6 protein-coding genes and 1 pseudogene are annotated in these 6,986 nt (G+C 59.9%); 6 read left to right on the top strand and 1 reads right to left on the bottom strand.

Annotated elements, in window-relative coordinates; translation table 11 throughout:
* The first annotated feature begins 413 nt into the window (after positions 1 to 413).
* Positions 414 to 884 (top strand): helix-turn-helix domain-containing protein, encoded by a 471-nt coding sequence (locus tag SxD43FB_RS25640; protein ID WP_217988829.1) that lies wholly within the window; start codon positions 414 to 416, stop codon positions 882 to 884.
* Positions 881 to 2,194 (top strand): type II toxin-antitoxin system HipA family toxin, encoded by a 1,314-nt coding sequence (locus SxD43FB_RS22590; RefSeq protein WP_096064044.1) that lies wholly within the window; start codon positions 881 to 883, stop codon positions 2,192 to 2,194. The genes SxD43FB_RS25640 and SxD43FB_RS22590 overlap by 4 nt, the downstream gene beginning before the upstream one ends.
* A 308-nt stretch (positions 2,195 to 2,502) precedes the next feature.
* Here SxD43FB_RS22590 and SxD43FB_RS22585 read toward each other — a convergent pair.
* Positions 2,503 to 2,985 (bottom strand): annotated as a pseudogene (locus tag SxD43FB_RS22585) (tyrosine-type recombinase/integrase); the annotation flags it as partial.
* Positions 2,986 to 3,178: 193 nt separating this feature from the next.
* Between SxD43FB_RS22585 and SxD43FB_RS22580 the strand changes: the two are divergent.
* The 4 genes from SxD43FB_RS22580 (at position 3,179) to SxD43FB_RS22565 (ending at position 6,898) form a co-directional block, all read left to right on the top strand.
* Positions 3,179 to 4,317, top strand: a protein-coding gene (locus tag SxD43FB_RS22580; RefSeq protein WP_096064043.1) for an IS3 family transposase whose coding sequence is annotated in 2 segments (ribosomal slippage) — positions 3,179 to 3,446 and positions 3,446 to 4,317 — 1,140 coding nt in all. Because the reading frame shifts where the segments join, the coding sequence is not laid out codon by codon here.
* 103 nt (positions 4,318 to 4,420) lie between these two features.
* Positions 4,421 to 4,831 (top strand): transposase, encoded by a 411-nt coding sequence (locus SxD43FB_RS22575; RefSeq protein WP_096064042.1) that lies wholly within the window; start codon positions 4,421 to 4,423, stop codon positions 4,829 to 4,831.
* Positions 4,828 to 5,172, top strand: a complete 345-nt coding sequence (locus SxD43FB_RS22570) for an IS3 family transposase (RefSeq protein WP_096064041.1) — start codon at positions 4,828 to 4,830, stop codon at positions 5,170 to 5,172. Before SxD43FB_RS22575 ends, SxD43FB_RS22570 begins: the two co-directional genes overlap by 4 nt.
* A 199-nt stretch (positions 5,173 to 5,371) precedes the next feature.
* Entirely contained in the window at positions 5,372 to 6,898 is a 1,527-nt protein-coding gene (locus SxD43FB_RS22565) for a methyl-accepting chemotaxis protein (protein WP_176482900.1), read from the top strand.
* The last annotated feature ends 88 nt before the right edge of the window (positions 6,899 to 6,986 follow it).

The following is a 6,986-nucleotide window of genomic DNA, read 5'->3' as shown; positions in this document are numbered from 1 at the left end:
TCGCGGAAACCATCTTGGCCAGCGTTCATTTACGAGCGCACATACAGGCCGGACATATGAACGCTAGCGATCCGATCAAAATCTTCTTTCTCCCATTGCAAGGGGAGGCCGTCCACATATGGTGTTTGCACCGGTACTAGGATCGGGTTTCAGTGTCGATGTCGTTTCCGACAACCCCCTATGGCTGGCGACGATTATAAGTGTTTACAAGTTGTTCTTCGAACTATTGTCATTACGAAGCCTGTCGATACATCATGCACCCGATCGGGAGCAAGATTGCCGTACCGGCGCTGATCAAGGCCGATGTGCCCCCGTACGGGAATCTTTAGCCGTCACTCGTTGACACCGAACGGGATCAGAGAGCTTGTTAGTGCGGGTATGATGGCATATATGCTCCCATACAGGAGCATGACGTGAGCAAGCCATCCAAATCCACGATCGATAGTGCCGCCACGGGGGAAGGCTCGCTAGGCCACGCGCTGCGGTCCACTGACATTGGCGGTCTATCGACCGCCGGCCAGAGAGCGATCTCGGACATTCTCACTGGACGGCGTTCGGCCCTTTCTTCGGTTTCGCACGCCAAGGGCACCACCACGCCCGTCACCTTGCCTCCCTCGGCGCAGACCGCACCTAAAGAAGCCGGGCCGCGCAGGGAGCGAAACGCCGGGGTGTCGGTGACATCGGTGGCGGACATAGGCGAACTGGTGAAGCAGGCTCGGGTCCGCCTCGGCTTCAACCAGCAGCGCTTTGCCGACCTGGCCGGCGTTGGACGCCGCTTCGTGTCCGAGTTGGAGGCGGGGAAGGGAAGCGTCGAGGCCGAACGCGTGCTGCGCTGCTGTCTCGCTGCCGGGATCGACGTGTTCGCGCGGGCAAGGCAGTCATGACCACGCTCGACGTCTGGCTTGAGGCCTTCGACCGGCCTGTGGGTACGCTTGCGACCAGCGATGCCGGTGATCTCGGCTTTACCTATGCCGCGGACTATCTAGCGCGCGAGGGGGCCCATCCGATCTCGCTGTCGCTACCGCTTGCCGAACGCTCCTATGACGAGCGCGTCTCGCGTGCCTTCTTCCAGAATCTCTTGCCCGAGAACAACCAGCTCGACCAGGTCGTCGTGCGCGAACGTCTCGAGCGCAGCGATATTGCGGGCATATTATACCATCTTGGCGCCGACCTGTCCGGCGCCCTCTCCTGCCTTCCCGCGGGTGCGGATCGGATCAAGATACCCGGAGTCCTCGATCGCGACTATGACGCGATCGACAATGACCAGCTCGCCGATATCGTCCGGCGTCTCGGCAACAACCAGCCGCTCCCCGATGAACTGCGCGACCCGTCGCCCGTCTCGGGCTACCAGCGCAAGGTGGCCCTGACGCTGCTGCCGGACAATCGCTACGCTATACCCAAGCCAGGAAGCGGCGCGCCGACGACGCATATCCTCAAAGTGCCGGAGTCCACGTTTCCGCGGGAAGCCTTTTACGAAGCGGTCTGCGCGGGTCTTGCCGATTATGCCGGTCTCGACACGGCGCCGTCGCGCTCGTTCTGGATCGACCAGTATGAAGTGATCCTCGCCACGCGCTATGACCGCGTCGTGAAGGACGGAATGATCTATCGCCGACATCAGGAGGACTTCGCGCAGGCTCTCGGGCTGCCGCCTCGCCTCAAATACGAGCGCGAAGGCCGCAAAGGCTATCGCTACGATACCGCCGCGATCGCCACAGTCCTGAATCGGACGGCAAGTCCCGCTCAGTCGAGAGACGCGTTCCTGAGGGCCACCATATTCAACCTCGCCATCGGCAACACCGACAACCATGCCAAGAACCATGCCCTGCTCTATGACGCGGGCGCGGATCCGCGGCTTGCACCGCTCTACGATCTCGTACCGATCACGTTGAGCGACGCCCACAATCACATTCTCTCCTTCGCGATCGGCAAGGCCGATCATCCCGATACCGTTCGGCCCGATGACCTTGCGGCGCTGCTGGCGCAATTCCAGCTTGTGGGCCCGGCTGCTCGCCGCTTCATCGAACAGCGATTGATCCCGGTCATCGCTCCACTCGCGCAATCGCGCGATGTTGAGGGCGACTGGGCGAAGCGCTTCGACGCCGAACTCACGAAGCGCAGCGCCCGCTTGCTCGACCAACTCGTGGCTGTGATGGAGCAGGCAAGCGCGGCGCGCAGCGAGAGATATCGCGGATGAGAGGGGAAGCATGGCCAGCATCGATCTGCTAAAAGCGATCAATAAGGTAACTACCGCCTTAAGCAGTCCGCCCGCCGCCGTGCTGCCGGGCCGGAGCAAAACCAGGCCACTCCGGTCGTCGACCGGGCACTGGCCAGATCACCGCCACCTGATCAATGACCACAACGATATGAAGAGGGCCCCGATCGGGGCCCTCTTCATATCGTCAGGCCCGCATCACAGTGGCCTGCTTTTACTCCGCCCCGATGGGCTGGAATCTGACCGCCGTTGACACCGGTCGCCTTGTAGATGATCGATGCCTTCGTTCACCTCAGCGAGTGGGTTCCATAATCCTCGCTAGGCAGGCCAATTCCCGTGACCCATTCATCAACCAGGCGAGCATATTGTCGGGTGCTTATGTGCTTTGCGTGATCGGTGCGGCTTGGAAAGGCAAACTCATCCAGAGAACCGCCGCGAAGTTCGAGCCACTTGAGCAGGCTGGCGCGAGCATCGTCCATCAGTTCAAACTGAACTGGTCGACCGGTCTTTTGCTGAACGACGGTCGCCCTTGTCCGGATTTTGCGATCACGAACAATGTCACTGATCCGGATTTTCACAAGGTCGCAACCTTGCAGCTTGCTATCGATAGCGAGATCAAAAAGCGCTCGATCTCGAACCCGTCGGTGTTGATCAAGGAATAAACGGACTGCTCAAATCTGGCGGGGCTTGAGGGCTCGCTTCGCGTCAACTTTTCGTCCCGCGTTCCACTACACTCGCTTGCGAGCGGCGGGGTCAAATTCTGATAATCCCATGACACTTCTCCTATGGCTAGGTGAAGTAGCCCCCAAAAACGCCTGACAGTCTCTCACACTTATGGAAGTGTGATGCATATGCCTGACCGTATGACTGGAACATATGACAGAGGTGGCCTGGGAAATCTGGACATTGAGATGAGTGGATTTTCTGCCTGACGGCGGCCAGGATGGCCGCGTGACAGGAGTAGAAATGAGCAAACGACCACGCCGGAATCACAGCCCGGCTTTCAAGGCGAAGGTAGCATTGGCTGCCGTGAAGGGGGAGAAGACGCTGGCCGAGTTGGCGCAGCAGTTTGACGTGCACCCAAACCAGATCACGACGTGGCGTAGCCAGTTGCTGGAGGGCGCGGCCGGGGTATTTGATTCGGACAATGCGTCGGCAACGGCCGAGCCGGCGATTGACGTGAAGACGCTGCACGCCAAGATCGGCGAGTTGACGCTGGCGAACGATTTTTTGGCCGGCGCGCTCGGGAAGGCCGGTCTGTTGCCGAGCGCAAAGCGATGATCGATCGTTCGCACAGTTTGCCGTTGGCGCGGCAGGCGCGGGAACTGGGGATCAGCCGGGGCAGCGTCTATTACCTGCCCAGACCGGTTTCGGAGGCTGATCTGGCGATCATGCGGCGCATCGACGAGTTGCACCTGGAATTTCCGTTCGCAGGCAGTCGCATGCTGCGCGATCTACTGCGGCAGGAAGGCATGAAGATCGGCCGCCAGCATGTAGCTACGCTGATGAAGAAGATGGCGATCGAGGCGATTTACCGCCGCCCGAACACTTCAAAGCCGACGCCGGGGCACAAGGTATATCCCTATTTGCTGCGCAAGCTGGCGATCGTACGGCCCAATCAGGTATGGGCGACCGACATCAGTTACATTCCGATGGCGAAGGGGTTCGTCTATCTCGTGGCTATCGTCGACTGGTTCAGCCGCAAGGTCCTGGCCTGGCGGGTGTCGATCACGATGGAAGCCGACTTCTGTGTCGAGGCACTGGAGGAAGCTCTGGCGCGCTTCGGCAAACCGGAGATCTTGAACACCGATCAGGGCAGCCAATTTACGAGCATGGCCTTCACCAGCGTGTTGCTCCGCGAAGAAATCGCCATCAGCATGGACGGTCGGGGCGCATGGCGCGACAATGTGATGGTCGAGCGCCTGTGGCGCTCGGTGAAATACGAAGAGGTTTATCTGCACGCCTACGGCGGGGGCAGCGAAGCCCGATCATCGATCGGTCGGTATCTGAGCTTCTACAATAGTAGGAGGCCGCATTCGAGCCTTGCTGCCAAGACGCCGGACCAGACCTATTTTGACAACCTGCCCATGTTGATGGCAGCTTGAATTTGGCCGCCGATATGGGGCGTCACTCTGGTCGGCTACGCCCTCCCGACATGACGCCCCATATCGGCAGTTCGATGAAACCGGCAGACGATCCACTTAACCGTTGCAGATCCCTGTTCAAATCAACCCGGCCACCTCTGACCGCGTAGAGGTCATTACCTCGGTGCAGCGCCGTCGGCGCTGGACGCCCGAGGAGAAGATTCGCATCGTTGAGGAGACCTATTTGCCGGGGAACTCGGTGTCGCTGGTCGCCCGCCGCCATGGCATCGCGGGCAACCAGCTATTCACCTGGCGACGGCTGATGACTCAGGGTGCACTCACAGCTGCTGCGGCCGGCGAGGAAGTTGTGGCCGCATCTGACTACCGCGCGCTTGAGGCACAAGTCCGCGAACTGCAGCGCCTGCTCGGCAAGAAGACGATGGAGAACGAGCTGCTGCGCGAGGCTGTCTCCCGGGCCGCAGGCCCAAAAAAACAGCTGTTGCGCTCGACCTCGTGGCCCGAGGGTGGACGGTGAGCGCCGTTGCAGATGCCGTCGGCATGTCACGACCGCATCTCTCCGCAATGCAACGACCAGCAGAACGACGGCGTCGCGGGCGGCCGCCCTTGCCCGACGCCGAACTCGCCGCCGATATCCGCAGGCTGATCGCCGACCTGCCAACCTATGGCTATCGGCGCGTGCATGCCCTGCTGCGCCGCGAGGCGGAAAAAAACGGGCGCGCAGCGCCCAATCCAAAGCGCGTCTACCGCGTCATGAAGCTGCATGGCTTACTGCTCCAGCGCCACGCCGGACGCCGCGAGGAACGCCGGCATGACGGCAAGATCGCCAAGAGAGTTTATCGAACGTTCAACCCGTGAGGAACTGTCCGGCCTTTAGGGGGCAACAACACTAGGATAGCCCTAAGCTTAATAACTTGAGAACTATTCCCAGTCATATTCGCGTACGGTCTATCTTGGTTGGGGCAGGGGCAGGAAAAGCATGTGGCGTGTAGCCCGGTTTGTAGATAGAGCGCGGCGCATTCCGCGCTCTATCTGGCCTCTGCTGGCGCTAGGCATTGTGACGTTTGTCACCTGCAGCCTACTCGTAAGCGTTCTGATTTCGCGGACCAATCAAGCAGCAGCGTTGGAAAAAACACGGATGGTGTCCGGCGCACTGAACCGAGAAGCAAGCTCGCTCAGAGACGCGGCTCGCGATTACGCCTTTTGGGATGATGCCGTTAATCACCTATATGGTGCAATCGATCGCGAATGGGCTGCCTCGAACTTCGGGGGAGCCCTGCCCCTCTACGTCATTGAAGAAAAGGGTGGAACCATCTTCGCGTGGCAGCCGACCAAAGCAATACCATCTTCACTGGCCCTCGACGCTCCGGCAGCCTTGAAACATTTACGAAGGACACTGCCCGCACAAGTGGAGGATCCCACCAAGCTGGAACTATCATCTTTCATCGAACTGTACAGGGGGCGCCCGGCACTGTTTGCTGGCGCTCCCATTCTGCCTTTTTCCGCCAGCCAACCTAAACCGGTCGGTCCGCTACGCTATGTGGTGATTGTGCGACCGCTTGACGAGAGCCTGTTCAACAGTTGGGAAGAAGCTTTTGAACTTGCGGATATTCAACTGGAAACCGCCGCACGTTCCGATGAATTCTCTCCCGTTCATACGCTGGTGAGTCCATCGGGGCTCGAACTGGGTCATATCCACTGGGCTCCCGTCCTACCCGGCATTGAGGTCTTTAAGAATTTGGCGTGGATCCTGGTGTGTGCTGGCTTCCTCTTCACCTTGTTTTTCCTGGCCGTTTCCCATTCCATGCTTCGGTCTCACAACTCGCTATTGGAGGGCCAGCGGCAGGCCGAGCAGATTTCAGGAGAGAGAGAGTCCGCACGGCTCGCTGAACAGGAGGCGCGGCGGCAAGCTGAACAGGCTAGAGAGCAAATCGCTGCCCTTGCCCGCCGTGAAGCGCGGGAGCAGGAGCAGCATCGGGAGGGGCTGCGACAGGCAGCACAGGAAGTAGCTGACCTCCTCGCCGAAAGCGTGGGCGATCTATCCACATCCCTGTTGCGGCAGGCCGACCAACTCGAGGCAAGCGCCCAGGATACGCTGAACGCTCTCGCCAGGCAACTTGCCGGAACGGAACTTGTCCGCGACCGTAGTCATGCTTCCGCCCAGGCAGTACATAAGATCGAAATTCATGTGCAGGATCTGAGCGCTGCCATTGGGCAAATTCGCACGCAGTCGGTCGCGACCCAAGAAACCATGGAAAAGACCGAAGCCGAAGCTCAGGCCGTCATGAGCGCAAATAATGAGCTCCAGCGAGAGATCGAGGCGATCGATCTTGCCACACGTGCGATACGGCAGATTGCCAGCCAGACGAACATGTTAGCCCTCAATGCCACAATAGAGGCGGCGCGGGAATTAGGTGCCGGAGCAGGGTTTGCCGTGGTCGCTGGCGAGATCAAGATACTGGCGAACCGCGCCGGTGACATGGCGGCACAGATCGAGAAGCGGATTGACGCGGTCAACATGTCGGGTTCCTCCATCACCTCGCTGCGGGAGTGTCAGGATTTCCGTGTGCGGGCGGGCGGTTGATCATCAGGCCGCCATGGCTCTGATGAAACGTTCGCCGAAGATCACGGCAAATTGCGCCTTCGCCATGGTCCACTCACGTGGTGGCATC

This window comes from Sphingobium sp. D43FB (assembly GCF_002312805.1).
Taxonomy (GTDB): Bacteria; Pseudomonadota; Alphaproteobacteria; order Sphingomonadales; family Sphingomonadaceae; genus Sphingobium.
The sequence above is the reverse complement of the archived record's forward strand: the minus strand, read 5'-3'. Positions and strand labels throughout refer to the sequence as shown.